Annotated in this window: 19 protein-coding genes; 5 read left to right on the top strand and 14 right to left on the bottom strand. The window is 62.0% G+C overall.

Annotated features, from left to right (window positions below):
- On the top strand, nt 1–954 hold a 954-nt coding region (locus HUK72_RS16375; protein WP_218036147.1), incomplete at its 5' end, for a LysR family transcriptional regulator.
- Between the two features lie 109 nt (nt 955–1,063).
- On the opposite strand, the gene HUK72_RS16380 is transcribed toward HUK72_RS16375, so the two are convergent.
- From HUK72_RS16380 to HUK72_RS16390, 3 genes are read right to left on the bottom strand one after another with little or no spacing between them, the layout of a single operon-like run.
- Nucleotides 1,064–2,683, bottom strand: a complete 1,620-nt coding sequence (locus HUK72_RS16380) for an MFS transporter (protein WP_255325831.1) — start codon at nt 2,681–2,683, stop codon at nt 1,064–1,066.
- The gene (locus HUK72_RS16385; RefSeq protein ID WP_255325925.1) at nt 2,674–3,924 is read right to left on the bottom strand and encodes an MFS transporter; all 1,251 of its coding nucleotides are present in this window, start codon (nt 3,922–3,924) and stop codon (nt 2,674–2,676) included. The genes HUK72_RS16380 and HUK72_RS16385 overlap by 10 nt, the downstream gene beginning before the upstream one ends.
- Nucleotides 3,925–3,935: 11 nt before the next feature.
- Nucleotides 3,936–5,429 (bottom strand): aldehyde dehydrogenase family protein, encoded by a 1,494-nt coding sequence (locus HUK72_RS16390; RefSeq protein ID WP_176597900.1) that lies wholly within the window; start codon nt 5,427–5,429, stop codon nt 3,936–3,938.
- 214 nt (nt 5,430–5,643) lie between these two features.
- Here HUK72_RS16390 and HUK72_RS16395 point away from each other — a divergent pair, with 214 nt between their 5' ends.
- Entirely contained in the window at nt 5,644–5,841 is a 198-nt protein-coding gene (locus HUK72_RS16395) for a ferredoxin (protein WP_176597901.1), read from the top strand.
- 43 nt (nt 5,842–5,884) lie between these two features.
- Here the strand turns inward: HUK72_RS16395 and HUK72_RS16400 are convergent, their stop codons facing one another.
- From HUK72_RS16400 to HUK72_RS16420, 5 genes are read right to left on the bottom strand one after another with little or no spacing between them, the layout of a single operon-like run.
- Entirely contained in the window at nt 5,885–6,688 is an 804-nt protein-coding gene (locus HUK72_RS16400; protein WP_369805998.1) for an SDR family NAD(P)-dependent oxidoreductase, read from the bottom strand.
- Nucleotides 6,685–7,920, bottom strand: a complete 1,236-nt coding sequence (locus HUK72_RS16405) for an NAD(P)/FAD-dependent oxidoreductase (RefSeq protein ID WP_176597902.1) — start codon at nt 7,918–7,920, stop codon at nt 6,685–6,687. Before HUK72_RS16405 ends, HUK72_RS16400 begins: the two co-directional genes overlap by 4 nt.
- Nucleotides 7,917–8,138, bottom strand: coding sequence for a ferredoxin (locus HUK72_RS16410; protein WP_176597903.1), 222 nt, complete (start codon nt 8,136–8,138; stop codon nt 7,917–7,919). Before HUK72_RS16410 ends, HUK72_RS16405 begins: the two co-directional genes overlap by 4 nt.
- A 22-nt stretch (nt 8,139–8,160) precedes the next feature.
- Nucleotides 8,161–9,375, bottom strand: coding sequence for a cytochrome P450 (locus HUK72_RS16415; RefSeq protein ID WP_176597904.1), 1,215 nt, complete (start codon nt 9,373–9,375; stop codon nt 8,161–8,163).
- A gap of 10 nt (nt 9,376–9,385) precedes the next feature.
- Nucleotides 9,386–10,081 carry an SDR family NAD(P)-dependent oxidoreductase gene (locus tag HUK72_RS16420; RefSeq protein WP_176597905.1) on the bottom strand — a complete coding sequence of 232 codons (696 nt, stop codon included), beginning with the start codon at nt 10,079–10,081 and terminating at the stop codon, nt 9,386–9,388.
- Between the two features lie 216 nt (nt 10,082–10,297).
- Here HUK72_RS16420 and HUK72_RS16425 point away from each other — a divergent pair, with 216 nt between their 5' ends.
- Nucleotides 10,298–11,281: a LysR family transcriptional regulator gene (locus tag HUK72_RS16425; protein ID WP_176597906.1), complete on the top strand. Its 984-nt coding sequence runs from the start codon at nt 10,298–10,300 to the stop codon at nt 11,279–11,281.
- 26 nt (nt 11,282–11,307) lie between these two features.
- Here the strand turns inward: HUK72_RS16425 and HUK72_RS16430 are convergent, their stop codons facing one another.
- The 6 genes from HUK72_RS16430 to HUK72_RS16450 all read right to left on the bottom strand — a co-directional run bounded on the left by HUK72_RS16430 (nt 11,308) and on the right by HUK72_RS16450 (nt 17,404).
- Complete coding sequence (locus tag HUK72_RS16430; RefSeq protein WP_176597907.1) at nt 11,308–12,237, bottom strand: cupin domain-containing protein; 930 nt, start codon at nt 12,235–12,237, stop codon at nt 11,308–11,310.
- 12 nt (nt 12,238–12,249) lie between these two features.
- Nucleotides 12,250–13,554 (bottom strand): FAD-dependent monooxygenase, encoded by a 1,305-nt coding sequence (locus tag HUK72_RS16435; protein WP_218036148.1) that lies wholly within the window; start codon nt 13,552–13,554, stop codon nt 12,250–12,252.
- Nucleotides 13,500–13,901 carry an FAD-dependent monooxygenase gene (locus HUK72_RS27015; RefSeq protein ID WP_218036149.1) on the bottom strand — a complete coding sequence of 134 codons (402 nt, stop codon included), beginning with the start codon at nt 13,899–13,901 and terminating at the stop codon, nt 13,500–13,502. Before HUK72_RS27015 ends, HUK72_RS16435 begins: the two co-directional genes overlap by 55 nt.
- 146 nt (nt 13,902–14,047) lie before the next feature.
- Nucleotides 14,048–15,253 carry an MFS transporter gene (locus tag HUK72_RS16440; RefSeq protein WP_176597908.1) on the bottom strand — a complete coding sequence of 402 codons (1,206 nt, stop codon included), beginning with the start codon at nt 15,251–15,253 and terminating at the stop codon, nt 14,048–14,050.
- Nucleotides 15,250–16,143, bottom strand: a complete 894-nt coding sequence (locus tag HUK72_RS16445; RefSeq protein ID WP_176597909.1) for an acyl-CoA thioesterase II — start codon at nt 16,141–16,143, stop codon at nt 15,250–15,252. Before HUK72_RS16445 ends, HUK72_RS16440 begins: the two co-directional genes overlap by 4 nt.
- Nucleotides 16,144–16,255: 112 nt before the next feature.
- On the bottom strand, nt 16,256–17,404 hold the full coding sequence (locus HUK72_RS16450) for a CaiB/BaiF CoA-transferase family protein (protein WP_218036150.1): 1,149 nt from the start codon (nt 17,402–17,404) through the stop codon (nt 16,256–16,258).
- 162 nt (nt 17,405–17,566) lie between these two features.
- Here HUK72_RS16450 and HUK72_RS16455 point away from each other — a divergent pair, with 162 nt between their 5' ends.
- Together HUK72_RS16455 and HUK72_RS16460 are read left to right on the top strand one after the other, a co-directional pair.
- Nucleotides 17,567–18,445 carry a fumarylacetoacetate hydrolase family protein gene (locus HUK72_RS16455; protein WP_176597910.1) on the top strand — a complete coding sequence of 293 codons (879 nt, stop codon included), beginning with the start codon at nt 17,567–17,569 and terminating at the stop codon, nt 18,443–18,445.
- A 26-nt stretch (nt 18,446–18,471) separates the two neighbouring features.
- Nucleotides 18,472–19,944, top strand: coding sequence for an MmgE/PrpD family protein (locus HUK72_RS16460; RefSeq protein ID WP_176597911.1), 1,473 nt, complete (start codon nt 18,472–18,474; stop codon nt 19,942–19,944).
- The last annotated feature ends 26 nt before the right edge of the window (nt 19,945–19,970 follow it).

A 19,970-nucleotide genomic window follows, 5' to 3' on the forward strand; every position in this document is an offset into this window, starting at 1 on the left:
ATGAGCAGCGTCTATAACACTGCCATGAATATCAGGCAGCTTCGCTATTTTCTTGCCGTCGCGCAGGAATTGAATTTTACCCGCGCCGCCGAAAAGGTCGGCATAGCGCAGCCGCCGCTCAGCCAGCAGATCCTCAGCCTTGAGCAGGATTTGCGCACGCAGCTTTTTATCCGCGAGAAGCGCAACGTCCGCCTGACGCCTGCGGGCGAGGTGCTGGTCGATTATGCGCATCGGGTCATCAACGCCGCCGCCGCCGCGGAGGCCGCAGTCCATATGGTCGAGCGGGGCGCGCGCGCCAATCTGCGCGTGGGCGCGATCTATTCGGCCGTTTATTCCTTCCTGCCCGCTGTGTTGCGCGATTTCAGCGTCCGCGTTCCCAATGCGGAGATCAACCTAACCGAAATGACGATCGCGCAGCAGATCGCGGGTCTGAACGAAGGGGTGATCGAGATCGGCCTGCTGCGTGGTCCGATCCACCAGCGCGATATTCATACCGAAATCCTGTACCGGGAGCGGCTGACCGTCGCGATACCGGCGAGCATGGCCGACGAATTTGGCGATAGCATCAGCCTGTCGGAAATTGCCAACCGGCCGCTGGTCGCTGTCGCGCGCGGACCGCAGCGCGGCTATTCCGACCGCGTGCTGGACGTGTTCGATACCAATGAGTTGGAGCCGAACATCGCGCATGAGGTTTCCGACATGCACACGGCGGTATGTCTGGTAGCGGCCGGACTGGGCGTCTCGATTGTTCCTGCGATCATGGAGCTGATGCAGACAACTGGCGTCGTCTATCGCCCGCTCCAGGACGAGACGGTCGGCATCACCTTTGCCTTGGCGACCAGAAAGGATGCGGAGTCGCCTCTGCTCGATCACTTCATCGACGCGGCGCGCAAGCAGGCGGAGATAATGCTCCCGCTCCATCCGAACATTTTCATAAGGCGCCCTGCAAGCTGAGCATTGCGGCGCTGTGGCTCATGGATCGAGCTTGCTCTATGTCGTTATGAACTGATCGCGCGCAAAACCAGCTTGGCTTTGCGCGCGATTTTTTGGCTTTTGGGGACTGTCAGGCCATTCCCAAAGCCGCGCGTTGCGCGACACGCTCGTCGCTTTCAAGGTGCCGTGCTGCGTAGACCAGCGCCAATATGGCGAAAGGAAGTGTCCCCAGCGCGCACAATATGGCGAAGCGCAGATCTCCGGTCGCGTCGCTGATCAGGCCGACCGTATAGGGGCCAAGGCCAAGGCCTAATATGTTGGCGCCGAGCGAATACATGGCGAAGGCGGTACCACGCAGTCGTGGCGTTACAAGATCCTGGGTCGTCGCCTGGTTGGGGGCAAACCACATCGGCACGAAGAAGGTGGAAACTGCGAACGCGGCATAGAAGAGTGGAATGTTCTGCGTCGTGAACTGAACCAGGCTGGCTAGAGTGAAGATGGCAGCCGTGAGGCAGGTAAACCACAGACGTCCGGTGGCCATCCGGCGTCGCGCAAAGTCGGCCAGATAGCCGCTGACGGTGATGCCGAGGCCACCGCAGATAGCCGCGACGGCACCAAGCTGGAGGCCGCTGGCGGCGGTGAAGCCCAGATAACGGTTGGCATAGACGAAGACAAAGCCCGTCGTAGCGTTCATCCCGAAGGCGAGAAATCCCCCGGCGAGGGTCAGCGCGCGGAATGTGCGCGAGGAGGTCAGCATGCTCGCTGCTTCGGTATCGCGCAGGCGGAGCGACTGGAACCAGCTGGCAACCGCATAGAAGGCGATCGACATCGCCACCCACTGGATTACGTTGCTGGTGATCTCCAGCCCCGCCACATGGCCCACGACGGGGCGTCGCTCCGGCGTCAAAAGCCCGTCGGTAAAGCGGACGATGAAAAAGCAGAAGATGGCCGCGACCGCGAGCCAGGTCAGATTCTTGACGATCTCGCGCCGGGGATAGCCTTCGCGCGCGAGGCGCAGGACATTCCACGGCGGCAGCATGGCGGAGGCTTCCCTAAGAGCGCTACGGAACGGCTTGGGGTCGCCCATATGGACAACGCCTTCCAGTCGTCCGCGCACAGGTTCCCGGATCGTCAGGACGATCAGCAGGGCGAGAAGCAGGCCGGGAACGCCCACCGCCATGAACGCGGCCTGCCAGCCCGCAAGGCCAAAAGGAGCAAGGGCGCGATCGGGGAAATGAGACTGCCAGAAGGCGACGACCGATCCGCCGATCACCAGCGAAAGACCAGCGCCGACATAGACGCCGATCGAATAGAGGCCGAGCACTGTCGCCCGCTGCGACTTTTCAAAATAGTCGCCCAGGATCGAGACGGCGGCTGGCGTCGAACTGGCTTCCCCGACCCCGACGCCCACGCGAGCGAGGCCAAGTTGCGCGAAGCTGCCTGCCGCGCCGGACAGCGCCGTCATGACCGACCAGAAGGACAGGCCCAACGCCAGCGTGCGCACGCGGCTCCAGCCATCCGCCAGGCGAGCAAGGGCGATGCCGAAAAGCCCGTAAAAGAGCGCGAACGTGGTGCCGTAGAGAATGCCGAGCTGGGCATCGGACACGCCGAGATCGTGCTTCAGAAACGGAGCCAGCACTGTGACGATCTGACGGTCGATATAGCTGAAGGCATAGACGCTGACCAGAACGGCAAGGATATACCACCGATACCAGGCCGGCTCAGTCTTGTTCTGGATCGTCATGTGCATGGGGCCTCACTGGGTTCGAACGATGGGGGAGGCGCTGATCCGACCGGCACCGGCCAACGGGTGCCTGCGATCAGCGTGAGAAAGACAAGCCCGCCGGAGAGCAGGAAGGCGCCCCTGAGCGAGCCTATTTCGACGATATGGCCAAATAGGGCGCTGCCAAGGGTCAGCCCGCCGAAGATGGATGAATAGAAGATGCCGATCGCTCTGCCGACCATCGGAGCGGGGGCGGTCGCCTGCGCCGCGATGTTGCAGATGGTAAGCGACGCGACCCAGGCGGCGCCAGCGGCGAACAGCTGAACCGTGGCGACCATCCAGTGCGTCGCCAACGGCAATGTCAGCAGCGCGACTGCGGTGATTGATGTGCTCCAGCGAAAGATCGTCTCGCGCGGGTAGCGCTCCAGCAAGGGCCGGATACCAAAGGAAATGGCGAGCGCGCCAATGCCAAGCGCGCTCATGGTGATGCCATAGGTCAGGGCGGTTCCGCGCAATTGCACTCGCGCCAGAAGGGGCAGGAGCGCCCAGATCGGGCTGGCGCAAGCGGTATAGGCGAACATCCGCAGCGCGATCGCGCGCATGTCCTGGTCGCCAATTGCGTAGCGCAGCCCTTCGGCTAGAAGTGAACCAAAGGACTGGCGTTGAATTTTTCGTTCGACCGGCGGGCGCGGCGCGACAAGCAACAGCAGCAAAACCATGCCACACATGCCCGCATTGACGCCAAAGGCCCAATTGACGCTGCCGCCCGCGACCAGCCCGCCGCCCAGCGCCGGCCCCAGACAGCGGGCGAGATTGAAGGCGACGGCCAGAGAAGCTACACCGGCGGCGATCATCGCGGGCGGCACGCTATCCCTGACCGCGGCCATGGATGTGGGGCCGAAAAAGGCTTGCCCCGCCCCGAACAGGCCGCACAGCAGCAGCAGCAGCAAAGGTGTCATCGCCTGGCCGAGGCCCGCAACCATTGCCGCCAGAGCGGCCGCGAACATAAGGAGATAGGCGAAGGCGATCAGACGCCAGCGATCAAAGACATCGGCCAGCACTCCGGTAGGCAGGGCGAAGATCATCAGGGGAAAGGATATCAAAGACTGGATCAGCGCGACTTGCGCGGACGAGCCGATGTCCGTCATCAGCCAGGCCGACGCCACCGACTGGATCTGGGTGCCAAGATTGGATGCGACCGTCGCTACCCAAAGCAGAGCGAACGGTCGGCTATTCCATAATCTTTCTACAGGCCCGCCGGTGGACATCGTCGCCACTCTCAATTCAGGTTGAGCGTGATAGCCTTGACCTCGGTGTAGGATTCGATGGCGTCGAAGCCGCGCTCGCGCCCCCAGCCGGACTGCTTGAAGCCGCCATAGGGCAGCGACGCATCGGCGGCCGAATGGACATTCACGCCCACCGCGCCCGACTTGATCCGCCGGGCCAGACGATGGGCGATCCGCACGTCGCTGGTCCACACGCTCGCCGACAGGCCATAGGGCGAGGCATTGGCGCGGGCCGCAATGACGTCCAGATCGTCATCGTCCCTGAAGGTCATGGTCGAGAGGACCGGGCCGAAAATTTCTTCGTCGACGACGGACATGCCGGGCCGGGTTCCGGTAAGGATGGTCGGTTCGATGAAATAGCCGCGATCGCCCACGCGCTTGCCGCCGACGCGGACCTGGGCGCCCTGCTCCTGGCCGGCGACCAGATAGCCGGTGACACGGTCAAGCTGGGTCTGAGAAATGACCGGACCCAGATCGGAATCATCGTCCAGCCCGTAGCCGACCTTCATCTTCGACGCGATGGCGGCGATGCGGTCCACCAGATCGTCATGAATCGCTTCATGGGCAAAGAGCCGCGACCCGGCGGCGCAGACCTGCCCGGCGTGGAAGAAGATGGCGCGCGCGGCACCAGCGGCGGCCGCATCGAGATCGGCGTCGGGGAACACGATGACCGGCGACTTGCCGCCGAGTTCCAGCGTCACCCGCTTCAGATTGCCGGTGGCGGCGTGAAGGATTTTCTTGCCGGTTTCGGTCGAACCGGTGAAGGAAACCTTGTCGATTCCCGCATGTTCGGAGATCGCCGCGCCCACGGGGTTGCCGCAGCCGGTGACGATGTTGAGGACGCCCGCCGGAATGCCCGCCTCAAGCGCCAGTTCGGCCATGCGCAGCGCCGTCAGCGGCGTCAGTTCGGCCGGCTTCAGGACGATTGTGCAACCACTTGCGAGCGCAGGCGCGACCTTCCAGGAGAAAAGGTTGAGCGGAAAATTCCACGGCAGGATCTGGCCAACCACCCCGACCGGTTCCCGAAGCGTGTAGGCCGCCCATTCGCCGGGCAGGGACACGTTGGGCGAGGTGCCCTCGATCTTGGTCGCCCAGCCCGCCATGTAGCGGAACATCTCGCTGACATTGGGAATGTCGGCGTTGCGGCAGAAGGTCAGCGGCTTTCCGGAGTTGATAGATTCGAGCTGCGCCAGTTCGTCGCCATGCGCCTCGATCAGTTCCGCATAACGGATCATCAGGCGCGCGCGCTGGTTCGGCTTGACCTTGGCCCAGTCGCCTTCAAAGGCGCGGCGCGCGGCTGCTACTGCCAGGTCGACATCTTCGGCGGTCCCGGCTGCCGATGTCGCAATGACATTGCCGTTGCCAGGATCGATGATATCGAGCCGTTTGCCCGAGCGGCTTTCCACGGCCTTCCCGTTGATGATGAGCTGGTGCTGTTTTTCGAGGAAGGCGCGCGCGGGGGCGTTGATCCGCTCGTGGAAACTCATGTCAATCTCTCCTGATGATATCAAGCTTGGCTCAGACGTACGCTGCATGGCCTCGTTGGAAACAATATGATTTTCGTTTGCTTCAAATGACGTCACAACTGGCGCATTTGTGAATAGGATTCATCTTGTAGTGGATGAAACGTCACTTGAATCAAAATGAGCTTTGCCACACCCTCAGTCGCGAGCCGAAAAGGCGCGACGAGAGGAGTTTGGAATGCGTATCGAGATTTTCCCTGAAAAGTGCATCGGCGTCGGTCAGTGCGTCGTCGCTGCGCCGGACCTTTTCGAGCAGAATGAAGATGACGGGATCGTCTATCTGGTCCGCGACGATGCGCCTGAAGATCGGCGCGACGCCGCGATCGCGGCCGCGCGGTTGTGTCCGACGCTGGCCATTGTGGTGCATGACGACTGAGGCCGGGTGCTCCGGCTGGTCTGATAGCCAGCCGGAGCCTGTTTCAATGTACGCCACGCCAGGCGAGGGTGCCGCCGTCCACGCGGAAAACAGCGCCCGTCGAAAAAGATGCCTCCGCTGAAGCGAGGAAGCAGACCAGCAGGGCCACTTCCTCCGGCGTCCCCAGCCTTTGAATGAGATGCGGTCCCCAGAGCCGCTTGGCTGCCGCTTCGCGATCTTCAAAGGATTCCAGACTGTGCGAGAGCATCGGCGTGTCGATCGCGCCCGGTGCATAGGCGTTGCAGCGTATGCCATAGGGGGCAAGATCGATCGCGGCCCCCTGGGTCAGCAGGGCGACCGCCGCTTTGCTGGGACCATAGGTGGGAAGGCCGGGATAAGCGACCGAGCTTGCGACCGATGCGCCGTTGACGACAGCGGGGGAAAGGGAGGAGCGCTTGAGATAGGGCGTGGCATATTTCATCGCCAGCCAGGTCGCCTTCAGATTGACGTCCATGACCGTGTCCCAGATTTCCTCGGTCAGCGTCTCGATCGTCTCGACCCTTTTCGCCACCGCATCGTCGGTGATGCCGGCATTGTTGACCAGCACGTCGATGCCGCCCGCTTGCTCCGCCGTCCGATCGATCATGGCCTTGATCGCGCCGCCGTCACGCAGGTCGGTCCTGACGAACAGCGCTTTCGCGCCTTCCCGCCGCACGAGTTCGGCAGTCTCTTCGCCTGCTTCTTCCTTCACATCCGCAATGGTGACGAAAGCGGCGCTTTCGCGGGCCGCCTGCACTGCGATGGCGCGGCCCATACCCTGGGCCGCGCCGGTGACGATGACTTTGCGTTCGGACAGGCGTGCATTCACGCGGCAGTCTCCTTGTTGACGAGTTGTTTGAGATCGAAGGCCGGATCGCCGACCTGCTCGCGCGTCGGACTGATCTTCATGCGAAGGAGCTTGCGCGCCTGCATATGATCCGGGAGGCGGCTCACCGACTCCACGGCGACCAGCGTGTCCCCCCGGTAGCAATAGGCGGAAAAATTGCCCGTCGCCGGATCGCAACGCACAACGACATCCTCATCGCCCCGCGCCAGACCTGCCATTTGCAATCGCAGGCCCGCCTGATCGCTCCAGAAAGTCGGCACCTGATCATAAGTTGCAACCTTGCCGGTCAACCGATCGGCCACGCAGCGCGCCTGATCGACCGCGTTTTGCACCGACTCGAGACGGACCATGCGGTTGTCATCCGCCGCGAAGGGGAAGGCCGCGCAGTCGCCGATCGAAGAGATAGCGGGATCTTCGGTCAGCAGAAGCTCATTCACCACGATCCCGTTATGAACGGTCAGCCCGCAGGCGGCGGCAAGCTCACTGTTCGGCACCACGCCGATCGACACAAGAACGAGGTCTGCGGCGATGCGCTCGCCCGATCCCAGTTCGACGCTGCTGACATGGCCATCGGTGGAATGAAGCGCGACTACCGCCTCATTGAACGAGAAGGTCACGCCGCGTGCCTCATGCGCCGCCTGCACCGCCTCGGAAACCGGAGCGCTGACCACACGGCCCAGGGCACGGCTGCCGGCTTCGATGACGCGAACATCGATTTTTGCGTCGCACGCGATGGAAGCGGCCTCCAGGCCCAGGAAGCCCGCGCCGATGACCACCAGCTTCGTTGCCCGTGCCAGCCCTTGCATCAACGCCTTGGCATCCTCGATGGTGCGCAGCGATACGACGCCCGATGTCTGGCCTTCGACGCAGGGCAATGCGCGGTTGCGGGTGCCGGTCGCAATGATGAGATGCGAATAGGGCAGGAACGCGCCGGAGCGAAGATTGACCTGCTTCAATTCCCGGTCGATCGTCTCGACCGGTGCCTCGCCCCGGAAATCGATCGCGTGATCCGCGAAGAATTTCGGTTCCTGCATGAAAAGCATGGATTCCGGCGCCGACCCGGCAAGAAAGGCTTTGGACAAGGGCGGGCGCTGGTAGGGCGGATGCACCTCGTCACCGACCATGGTGATCGAGCCGGCAAAGCCATTTTCGCGCAGGGAAGAGGCAAGCTGTAAGCCCGCCTGCCCCGCACCGATGATGACGACGTCGCTCATGCAGCGGCCGCCCCCGTCGGTTCGTCCTCTTCGACGATGATCGCGAGCGAAGGGCATTTGCGGGCCGCACCGCGCACCGCATCGTACAGTTCGGGGGGTGGGTTGTCCTGAAGCAGGACGACGACCCCGTCCTCCTCCCGCTGGTCGAAAACCTGAGCGCTGGAAAGGACGCACAGCCCGGCGCCGACGCACAGATCCTGTCTGATATGGATTTTCATGTCTACCCTCTGCTTTTTGGGCTCACCAGGTCAACGGCAGCGCTTCGAGGCCGTAGACAAAATGGTCTCCCTTGAACTCCAGTTCCTCGAACGGGACGGCGAGCGCCAGCGTGGGAAAACGCTGAAATAGCGTGCCGAAAACCGATTGCAGCTCTGCGCGCGCCAACGGCTGCCCCAGGCACTGGTGAATGCCGTAACTGAAAGCCAGATGGTTGTCGGGTGCGCGGGTAATGTCGAAGCGATCCGGGCATTCAAAGGCCTTGGGATCGCGGTTGGCAGGCGCGATTAAGGCGAATACGCCTTCGCCCTTGCGCACCAGCTGGCCGTTGACGTCGACATCCTCCAGCGCGATACGAGCGCCATTGAACTGCACGATGCTGTTGTAGCGCAGCATTTCGTCGACTGCGCCCTTGAGCAAGGCCGGATCGTTCAGCAGCAGCCCCTTCTGATCGGGGTTCTGAAGCAGGTTCAGCGTTCCCAGCACGATCTGATTGGCCGTGGTTTCATGACCGGCCATGGTCAGAAGGTCCGCATGAAGAACCGCATCGTCATGCGACAGATTGCCGGGTTCCACCTGTTCGATGATCAGGCGGCTCAGCAGATCGTCATTGGCATGAGGATTTTTCGCCTTCTCCCGCAAAAGGCCGTCAAAATAATCGATCAGCTTTTGCGACGCGTCCTGCGGGATGATCGGATCGACATCCATCAGAACCTTGAGGCGGCTTTGCTCCTGGAAAAACTCCCGGTCGCTGACAGGCACGCCGAGGAATTCGGAAATGACGGTGGAGGTCAGCGGAAGGGCAAAATCTTCCACCATTTCGAAGGGTGGTCCCTTGGCCTCCAGTTGCGCGTAAAGATCCTCGATCAGCGCCAGGATGCGCGGACGCATGGCGTCGATCCGCTTGACCATGAACTCCTTGGTGAACATCCGCCGCAGCCGGCCATGATCAGGCGGATCCATGCGGATGAAGGTCGGCGGCAGTTGTAGCACGGCGTTGCGCGCTTCGGATTGCATGGGGAAACCGGGCGTGGTCGGCACCGTGCTGAAGCGATTATCCGCCAGCACGGCGCGAACATCGGCGAAGCTGGTAAACACCCAGATTTTCTGGCCGTTGAACAGCTGCATCGAAAGCGGCTTGCCGGCATCGCGCGCCTCCCCGTAAAGGGGAGGCGGGTCGAACGGGCAGCCGCGCTGCGCCGGAAATTGCGGAAGGTCGAGGCTATCGGCGGTCGACATGATCTTCTCCTTACAGCCCGCCGTTGACGTCCAGCGTCGCACCGGTGACATAGCCGGCTCCGGGGCTGACCATCCATGCGATCACCGAAGCAATTTCTTCCGGGTCAGCCGCGCGTTGCAGCGCGCTCGACGCGATCAGCTTATTGCGGATTTCCGCCGGCACAGCTTCGCCCATGGCGGTGTTGATCGTGCCCGGCGAGACGCCGACGACGCGGATGCCGTGCGCGCCCAACGGCTTGGCGATGCTCTTGGTGAAATTGACGATCGCCGCCTTCGAACCGCCATAATCGGTGACGCCGCTGCCGGCTCCAGCGACGATCGAGGCGAGGTTGACGATTACGCCGCCGCCGCCTGCCGCGATCAGGCGCTTGGCAACTTCCTGCGAGAGGAAGAAGGGGCCGCGCGTGTTCACATTATAGGTCAGGTCATAATCTTCTGGGCGGATGTCGAAGAAGGTCTTGCCGTGCCAGACGCCGGCGTTGTTGACGAGCACGCGAATCGTGCCGAACTCTTCTTCAACCGCCGCGACGGCTGCGACGATATCCTCATGGCGGGTGACGTCGCACCGCCGGTAGGCATACCCACCAAGGCCTTCACTGGCGACGTCCAGGCCAACGACCTTATAGCCCGCTTCTGAAAGCGCGCTCAAAATGGCCTGACCGGTCTTGCCGTTCGAGCCAGTAACAATGGCGACTGATTGCGTCATGCCTACTCCATCTCAAGTTCGTTATGACCAGGAGATGCGTGGCTGGCAGCCTGTTCTCTCCTGATGGACATGATCATTCGGACCGAATGTCGTGCCGCTTTCTTTACGCAGCATCCCATGCTGCTCATCGCCATTCTTGATCGTCAAGCTTGTGAGGTCTAGTGATAACGAAGACCGAAGAATGTGAATTTGATTCAAATCCAACGAGACGATGAAATGGCGAATATCGACCGGGTTGACCTCAATCTTTTCCGTCTTTTTGAAGCGCTGTATGAGGAACGTTCCGTCTCCCGCGCGGCGGAGCGGCTATTCATCACGCCTTCCGCTGTCAGCCATGCGTTGAGGCGGATCCGTACCATGATGGGAGACGAACTTTTTACCCGAGGCCCACGCGGCATGCTGCCGACCCCGAGGGCGCATGCCGTCGCTGCGCAATTGCGCGTGCTGCTGCCTCAACTGGCGGAGGTCATCGCGCCGCCCGATTTCGATCCGGCCGCTACCGACCGGACCTTTGCGGTTGCCTGCGTACCCTATCTCTCGACGGTTTTGCTGCCCGAACTGGTGGCGGACGTCGCCCGGCGCGCGCCCAATGCGCGGCTGGACCTTCGCCTGATCTACAACAGCGTCGTGGATGATCTCGACAGTGGGGCTCTTGACGTGGCGCTGGGTCATTTCCGCAGGACGCCGCCGCGTTTCGTCGCAGAGGAAATATTGCGCGACAGCTATGTATGGGTCATGCGCCGCGATCATCCTGCGGCCGCGAAAAGGCTGACGATAGAGGTGCTTTCTCGTCTGCCGCACATCGACATCCATATCGATAGCCAGGCGAAAAACACGGTGGAAAGCTTCGATGTGCGACAGGGGCTGGAGCGGTTGGTGATCCAGAACGGCATCGCTTCGCTGGAGGAGGCGTTGCTGGATGCAGGCCTGCGGCGGCGTGTGATCACTTTCGTGCCCGATTCCCTGGCAGGGATGGCGGCGGTTTCCCGCAGCGATGCCGTTTGTCTTGTGCCGGAAAGCGCGGTCAACCGCTTCGGTGAGACCTTCGGACTGCTCCGGGCGGAGCCGCCTTACAAGTCCGCTCCGCTCGTGATCCAGAGCCTTGCCCATGCGGACTATCGGGAAAAGCCCGCTGTCCGATGGCTGTTGGAATGTATAAGGTCTGCCGCCATCGGGATGGGGCGGCAGACCTCCAGCTAAGGGGTGGTCTCCCCCGGCGCTGTTCCTTATGTCCGCACGTCCCGGAATCCGAGTTTCTCGAAAACGGGGGTATCGGTGACCCGCAGTAAAGTGGCGCCGCCCGCGCCGCCTTGCAGCGAATAGGCATACCAGCTCGGCACGACGAGGACGTCGCCACGGGTCATGCTCATGGTTCCCAGCGTTTCGACATCGACCGTGATTTCCCCGGCGGTAACGGCGAAGATGCTGTTGTCGATCGCCGCGGCATGATCCTGCCTTTGGCCCTGGCTGAGGCTGATCGCATGGAGCGCGATCGTCGGCATTTGGGCCTGCCCGAACCGATGATCGCCCTCTTGCGATGCCTTGTCCTTCAACGCTCCGCCTCTGAACCGCAGATCGGAATCCGGCTCCTCACCCTTGACCGCCTCAAGCGTGTCGGGATGATGTTCGAAGAACATATTCTCCAGATTCTGGACCAGCGGCACGTCGAGAAAATCGATCCAGAAGGCTGGCGTGTCGCTGTAATTGGCATGGCCATGCCAATGCCATTGCGGCGTCAGCACAACATCACCCGGCGCCATGTCCACGCGTATGCCGTCGACCAGCGTATAGACGCCTTCCGTGGCGTCCAGCACCAGCCGCAGGGCATTGGGCGAATGGCGATGCGACCGGGCCGTTTCGCCCGGCAGCACCAGTTGATACGCCGCCACCAGATGCCGACAGGTCGGGTAGATGTTGTTTTCGACAGGGTTTACCAAGATGAGATTTCGCCGTTCGGCGAACTCTGTCGAGACGAACTCCGTCGCGCGGGTCAGCGCCTCCAGCGCCTCCTTATATCTCCAGACCGTGGGGACGAAGCGCCGTCGCGGTTCGCCCCACATCTGCGGCTCGCGTTTCGCCCAGCCGGGAGAAAAGCCATGCGCCTCGAGCCGATCGAAATAGCCGTCGGGAGGGCTGTTTTGCGGATTCGTCGCCATGGTGGAAGCCTCTCAGGCCGCGGCACTTGCCGATTGGGTATGCTCGCGTCCCGCACCGCGCACGACGTCGATGATCCGTGCGGCGTCGGCCGGAACTTCATCGCCGCGCCAGCAGCAATGGCCATCGGGCCGGACCAGAACCAGCTTGCGTTCATAAGCATCGATCACGGCCGGCTCATCGATCGAGATGACCTTCAGGGGCAGCTTGGCGCGTGCCGCGGCCTCGACAAAGGGTGCCGCGTCAGGGGCTTCAGCGCCGAGCCTGAGCAGCACAAAGCCTTCCCCGAAAAGATCGAGCGTGGATTGACCGTCCTTCAGCCAGACATGCGGCGCGCGTGCGCCCGGCGTGCTCGTCTGGACGTAGCTCGCCGTTTCCTGCTGCGGTATTGGGCTGCCATCCGGCACGATGACCGGCGACGTCGCATAGATATAGCCCATATGAATGCCGATGGTGTACCATTCGCGCTTCATCATATCGCCATACCATTTGCCGTAGCGCGCCCGCGCTTCGTCATGTTGCGCCCCCGGCATGAAAATTTCGGCGGGCGGTGGTGTTTTCCGGGGTTCGAGCATCAGTTTGAGGTTGCCGCTGGATTCAGCGATATTGTGCTGGGCGACCGGCTGGCGCTCGGCTTCATAAGAGGCGAGCAGGTCAGGACCGCCCCATCCCGCAAGCGCGCCGTTGAGTTTCCAGGAAAGATCGACCGCATCGCCGATACCGGTGTTCATCCCAAATCCCCCCGTGGGCGACATGAGGTGCGCGGCGTCACCGGCGATGAACACGCGTTTCGTGCCGTAATGATCCGCGATCAGTTCGCGCCGAACCCAGGGCATGGTGGATTCGATCTCGTAGTTGAATTCGCATCCGACGGCACGCACGATGAGGTCGTGGAGTTCCGCCTCGGAATATTCGCGCTTCTGCTCGTCGCCAACGATCGACATGCGCCACCGATCCTTGCCGTTGATGGCGACAATGGTGAGCCAGGTTCCTTCCGGCCCGATGAAGATGAAGCGATAGGCAAGGCCCTTATCGTGCAGCTTGGGAAGCTCGGTCGACCGGAAGATTATATTGACTGTATGGGTGAGGACGGGCTTGCCGGACATGCCGATGCCGACCTGTTCACGCACAAAGCTGGCGCCGCCGTCTGCGCCCACCAGATAGTCGCAGCTGACGTCATATTCTTCGTTTGTCTCCAGATCGCGGAGCGAGGCCACGACCTTGTCCGAATATTCCTTCACGGCCGTCACAAGCGTGCGATATTTCATGCTGACTTGCGAATATTGCTGCACGAAGCGTTGCATGATCGGATCGAACATATCCTGCGGGCAGCGTTCGCGCTTTTCCGGGCTCTGGGGGGCAGGGGTTCCGCATTTTTGCTCGGCACCACCTCGCGCCCGAATTCGAAGCCAGTCAGCGATTCAAGATAGACATTGTCCTGCGGATAATCGCGGGGATAGGGCGAGTTGCGTACCCAATCAGCGATGCCCCAGCGACGCGCGAACTCCATGGTGCGAATGCCGACCATGTCCATCTTGGGCTGGCTGATCGCGCCATCCGTCCGCTCGACGAGCCAGCAATGCGTGCCGCGCTGGGCAAGGTCCCCGGCCAGGGCGAGGCCAACGGGGCCGGCGCCAACGATCAAAACTTGGGTATGTGTCTGCATAATCCCCTCTTCGTTGCGCCTGACAAGCCCTTATGGCTCCTGCGCCTCTACGGTCTGCATTGTGAGGATTACATCGTGCCTCAGCATATGGGCCAATATGCTTTCCAGATACATGAGCGGGCAGAGCGGATATTTGCGCTTCCCGGTTATTCCGGCTCGATCGTGGGAACCGGCCAGCGGAACCCCGTGATCAGCGTCAGCGCAAGAGCGATGCCGGAGAGAGTGAGAACGGCCGGAAGGCCGAACGCCTGAGTCATATGGCCCCAGAACCAGCTGCCAATCGCCATGCCGCCAAAAAGTGCTGTATGAAACGATCCCACGGCCCGTCCGGCGAGATAGCGCGGAGCGCTCAATTGCGCGGTCGCGCTCCAGACGGTCAGGACGCCTGTATAACTGGCGCCCAGCAGCAATAGTGCGGGAAACGCTAGCAGGAGGCTGTGCAGATATGGGAGAATGACGAGCGCGACTGCGCCGGCGCCGGTGAACCAGCGGACCATGCCTTCCATTCCCAGCCGCATGCGAAAGGCGCGGACGCGAAGGGCGAACAGAATGGCGCCTATGCCAAGGCCGCTCATCAGCAGGCCATAGGCTTTCGCATCGCCCTGCAACTGGTTGCGGGCGACAAGCGGCATGAGCGCCCAGATGGCGCTGGAGGATGCGGAATAGGCGAAACTGCGGGACAGGACGATGCGCAAGGGGCGTGATCGGCCTATCAGCTTGAACCCGTCCACTATGGCATCGGACAGATGGCCGGTCGCAGCGGACCGGCTTTGCTTCAATGATTTGGCCGCTACGATCATCATCGTCAGAGCGGCCACGGCGTTGAGCCCATAGGTGGCCGTCGGACCTGCGGAAGCGACCAGCAATCCTCCCAGAGCCGGACCCACGCAGCGGGCGAGGTTATTGGCAATGCCGATCGCGGCCAGCCCTTCGGGAAGGATGGCGGCGGGAATATATTCGCCGACCGTGGAGGTTAGCGTGGGATTGAGCAGGGCAGTCCCGCATCCGAACAGGAAGCAGGCCCCCAGCAGCACGGGCGGAGAAACATGATGGCTGCCCGCCCATAGGGTCAGTGCCACCGCCGACAGGAACATGAGGCCGAAAGCGGTCGCGATGATGCGCGGCGGGCCAGCATGGTCTGCCAGAGCGCCCGCGATGATGGCCAGCAGCATGATAGGCAGAGTGAGCGCCGTCTGCACGGACGCGACCTGCGCCGGGGATCCCACTGCGGCCATGGTCCAGGCCGCGGCGACCGTCTGCGTCAGTGTGCAGATGTTGGCGGTCAGGGCGATCGCCCAGAGCGGCCGGAAAAGGGCAATGGAAAAGGGCCCCCGAAATGCGGCCTGCCTCATAGGCTGGCGCAAGCTCTAGGTGCGTTCGTTTCGCGAATGAGGACCTCCTGGACGGTCGATGCTATGAGCGCCCCTGAGCGGGTGAAGACATCAGTTCGTGCGATGGCGCGCCCGCTTGCGGCGACGGGGGCGCTGGCCTTGAACAGCACCCAGTCCGCCAGATCGAACGCGCCAAAATACCATATCGTCTGATTGAGGCTGCTCATGAGCAATCGGGTGCCGATGCTTTCCGGCTCCTGCCGGTTTGCCGCCGTTCCCGCCAGCCAGTAATCGGAAAGATAGGCGAGGAGTGCGTGTTGCTCATTCTGGCAGATGGAAGGCAGGGAAGGGATGCGCATCCAGGCAGCGCGGCTTCCCGCCTCCTCGCCGGTCGCATAGCCACGGGGCGAGATGGGGCGAAGATCGACCGATTTGGGCACCGAGATGCGGCGCGCAAGGCCGCTTATGATTCGATGGTCGCCGCTTTCCTGCAATTGCTGGAGATTGAGCAGCCTTTGCGGCGGTTCGACATCCGGCATCGCGTCGCTATAGGCTGGCCCGACTTCCGGCCGCTGAAAGGAGGCCTGCGCACGAAAGATGGCTTCATTCTGGGTTATGAGGGCGACATCGCGCGCGCAAAAGCTGCCGCCGTCGAAGGTGCGGGTTACTTGAATGCGCGTCGCCTGATTGACGGGACCTCGCCGAAGAAAGAAGCCTGACGCTGCATGCACGAGCATGTCATCGACCGTCCGGCAGGCGGCGGCCATGGCTAGCCCCATGCATTGCCCGCCGAACATCCAGCCGAATGTGTTTGTCTGGGCAACGCGGTTGGAGAAACGATCCTGTCCAACAGGCTCGACAGCGATGGGAGCCAGAATGTCCAGCCCGTCCCAGCGGGGAAAAGGGGTCATGTTGCTGAACTCATACGATACCGGATGCCATTCTCCAGCCGGAATAAGCTCTTGTCCGACCGCGGCGTTATGGTGTCGCGCTCATCCTATGGACCAAGACGATTTGCATATGTCATGGGTGAAGGCGCCCCATCAACTCCTGCAATATCTCCGACTGATGTTCACCCAGTACGGGAGGCGGCCGACGTATTGCCGGATGCGCGCCATCCAGCCTGATCGGGCTTCGCAGAAGATGAACCGGTTCGCCGGAGCGATGCTGAAAGCTTTCGATCATGTGGTCATGGACCAGCGGATCGGCAAAGACCTCCGGAAAGGTGCGAATCGCTCCGGCTGGGACCGAGAAGCGATCGATCCGCTCATTCCAGTAATCGAGGGGATGTGCGGCAAAGGCGCCCGCGATCAGCCGGTCGACCTCCTCGCGACGGGTGATGCGCATCGCGTTGGTTGCGAAGGCGCCGCCCTTCAGCTCTTCCACGCCAAGCATGTCGGTGAGCGAACCCCAGAATTTGTCGCTGTGGATGAACACATAGATCTGGCGTCCGTCGGACGTAAAATAGCTGTTTGCCGGAACCATCTGGCCGTGGGCATTGCCGCGCAGGACCGGCTCGCGCCCCTTGGCGAAGAAAGTGCCTTCGCGTGGCAGCAGGGAAAAGACCATCGCCTCGAACATGGAAATGTCGACCCGCTGTCCAGTCCCGGTCCGGTCGCGCTCCCTGAGCGCGGACAGCACGCCGATGGTGGCAAAAAGGGGGGCGACATAGTCGCCGAGCGGAAAGCCGGTCTTGAGCGGGCCGCTTTCGGGTGAGCCGGTGAGCTGCATGATGCCGGATAGCGCCTGTATTACCGGATCGACGGCAGGGCGATGCGCAACCTCGCTTTCCGGGCCATAGCCGCTGACCGAACAATAGATCAGCCCCGGATTCGTCTGGCGCAGCAGATCATAGCCGATGCCGAGCCGTTCCATCGTGCCAGCGCGGAAATTTTCCACCACCATGTCGGCGCCGTCGATCATCTGGCGCAGCATCTCCAAGTCGCCAGCATTTTTGAGGTCCAGCACGATGCTGCGCTTGTTGCGGTTATAGGCGAGGAAATAGTCCGTATCCTCCCCGGCGATTGGCTCGCCCAGATGGCGCGACGTGTCGCCATGCGCAGGCTCGATCTTGACGACGTCCGCGCCCAGATCCGCCAGCAGCATGGTGCAGAGCGGGCCGGCGACCATATGGGTCAGGTCAATGATCTTCAGTCCGTCCAACGCGGCCATGATGTCTCCTCTCAGCCCGCTCCTATCAGAATGGGCTCGCCGGGGCCATCGCGGACCCGGTGCGGCGACCCTATGAAACCAGACGAATTTCATATTTCCAACAACGGGCCCCTGCCGTCGATGATGGGGACCAAGGCGATCATGTCATCGTGGAGAGTATGAATGAAAATTGCGAGCTTCGATGGCCAGCGGATCGGGCTGATCGTCGGCGAGGAGATAGTGGAAATCAGCCCAGCGCCCACGGGACCGGCCGCCTGGCCGCCGACGGAAATGTTGCGCTTCATCGCGGAATTCGGTGCGCGGCGCGGGGAGCTTGAGCGCTTGCTTGCGTCCGGGCCACGCATTCCCCTCGCCAATGTAAGGCTCGAAACGCCGGTGCCATGGCCGAACAAGGTCATCGCTTTCCCGGCCAATTATCATGAGCATATCGCGGAGATGAAGGACGGTCTGATCTCGACCTTCAAAAATGGCGGGCAAGGCTTTTTCCTGAAAGCTAATTCCAGCTTGTCCGGCCCCGCCGATCCGATCGAACTGCCTGCTGTCCCCGATCGCGAAATCCATCATGAGTGCGAAATGGCGATCATCATCGGCAAGGGCGGCCGCGACATTCCGGTCGACCGGGCGCTTGACCATATTTTGGGTTATTCCTGCCTGGTCGACGTGGTCATCCGCGGCAAGGAAGAGCGCGTCATGCGCAAGTCCTTCGACAGCTTCTGCCCGGTTGGCCCATGGATCATGACTGCGGACGAAATTGCGGACCCGTCCAATATTGCGCTGGAGCTGCGGATCAACGGCGAGGTGCGCCAGGCGGCCAATACCGCTAATCTGATCGTGGATATTCCCAACATGATCGCCATGGCCTCCAGTGTCATGACGCTCTTCCCCGGCGACATCATCGCGACCGGCACGCCGGCCGGCGTCGGTCCGATCGAAGATGGCGATGTGCTTGACATCCTGATCGAAAATGTCGGTGCGATGCGATTGCCTGTGATACGGGGTGCGAAAGGAAGCAATCCCGTATGGAACAAACCGGCCGCTTGAAGTCAGGCTGCATGGAGAAGAATAGAATGACCGAACTGACCAAGACGCTTGCCCGCTTCGCGGCGACGACCGATTTCGAAGCATTGCCCGCGCCTGTCGTGCGTGAAGCCAAGCGCCTGCTGCTTGACACCATCGGCTGCGCCATCGGGGCGATCAACACGCCAAGCGGCTCGATCTCCCTCGCCTATGCAGATGCGCTGGGCGGCAAGGAAAGGGCAACCGTGATTGGTCTGCCCCAGCGCAGCTCGGTAACGGCAGCGGCCTATAGCAATGCTCGTCTAGCAAATATCCTCGATGCCGACGACACTTTCCCGACGTCTACGCATTTCGGCAACGCCACGGTGTTTTCCGCGCTAGCTCTGGTGGAGGATGGCGGCAAGACCGGCGCCGATCTGCTCAAGGCGATCGCGGTGGGCTTCGATGTCGGCGCGCGGATCGGCAGCTGGATGGGGCCGCCCATGCAGATCGAGAATGGTGAAGTCATCGGCTGGAACGAACTGGGCGGGCCTGCCGCGACCATGGCGTGGGCGGCGGTCGGCGCGTCGGTGAGTGCGGCCGGTCTCACCCCGGAGCAGACCAATCATGCCTTCGGTATCGCCGGCGCCAATTCGCCGCAGCCGACCTTGCGCAAATGGGCGGAATCGCCGCAGCAGCCCATGTATAAATATGCCGATGCGGGATGGTGCGCCGAGGTGGGCGTTTCTGCTGCGATGCTGGCCGGCATGGGCAGCACTGGTTTCCTCGATATCCTCGACGGCGAAAATGCCTTCTGGCGCTGGTATGGTTCGCCCAGCCATGATGACGCAGCGTTGCTGGGCAAGCTCGGTGAGGACTGGCAGATTCTCAACACCACCTACAAGCCGTGGCCCTGCTGCCGGTGGATTCATCATCCGCTCACCGCCTTTGCCGGAATAAGGCGCGAAAATGCGCTGAGGGCCGATGAAATCGAACGGATCGTGGTGCGGGCCAATCCCTTTGCCCTGACGCGCATCTTCCGCGACCAGCACCCGCAGGACATGTTGTCCGCCGAATTCAGCCATGCCCATGCCATGGCGGCGCTCGCGCATGATGTGCCTGCGGGGCCGCGCTGGTATGAGGATGCAACCCTGCGCGATCCGGCGATCATGGCGTTCCGGGAAAAGGTGGTGGTTGAACCGGAACCGACGTCGGCCAATATCGGCGAATGGATGACGGGCGGCCAGTGGCGCGGCGTGCCGGGCGGGGTCGATGTCCATGCCCGCGGGCAGGTGTTCAGCGGCACCGCCGATATGTCGATCGGCGATCCCTGGTCGGAGGGGACAATCTTCACGGATGAGCAGATCGTTCAGAAGTTCCATGTCATGCTGGGCCTTGATGATCGGGCCGAGGGCGACAGCAACGAATTGCGGGCGCTGGCGGATCGCATGACTGCGGCAATCGATACGCTGGAAGATCATGCGGATGTTTCGGCATTGACTGACACGATGCGGGAACTGGCGGCGCGTCTGATCCGAAAATAATGCCGTGATCGCCGCGGCGGCGTCCA

The organism is Sphingobium sp. 15-1 (genome assembly GCF_013375535.1).
GTDB classification, from domain to species: domain Bacteria; phylum Pseudomonadota; class Alphaproteobacteria; order Sphingomonadales; family Sphingomonadaceae; genus Sphingobium; species Sphingobium aromaticivastans.